1 protein-coding gene is annotated in these 290 nt (G+C 64.1%); it reads left to right on the top strand.

Annotated features, from left to right (window positions below):
* Nucleotides 1-59: 59 nt before the first annotated feature.
* A partial coding sequence (locus CVH10_RS19550) for a hypothetical protein (RefSeq protein ID WP_219924861.1) occupies nt 60-290 on the top strand: 231 nt, incomplete at its 3' end.

The raw sequence follows: 290 nt of genomic DNA, 5'->3' as shown, positions 1-290 counted from the left end.
TCGTTCGTGACGATAGCCAGCAACGTGCCGAGGCAACGCGCGTCGCGCATGAGGATGCCGTGACGACGTTCCGCAGCAGCGGGCTGAGTGGTTCGGATGCGCGCGCCATTGTCGCGACCATACGTGACGAGCTGCGCCAGGATGCTGTAGCGAACGATCTACGCCGAAACTTGGTGGAGGCTCGCTGGCGTCACCGTTGGATCGCTCGCCGCCACGCCAATCCGGCACTGGTGCTTGAGGCCCCCATCCTCGCCTATGACCGCCAAGCCATCATCAATCTCGCGGCGGAA

The organism is Halomonas sp. ND22Bw (assembly GCF_003011945.1).
GTDB classification, from domain to species: Bacteria; Pseudomonadota; Gammaproteobacteria; order Pseudomonadales; family Halomonadaceae; genus Halomonas; species Halomonas halophila.
Note: the sequence above shows the minus strand (reverse complement) of the source record. Positions and strands in the feature narration are given on the sequence as shown.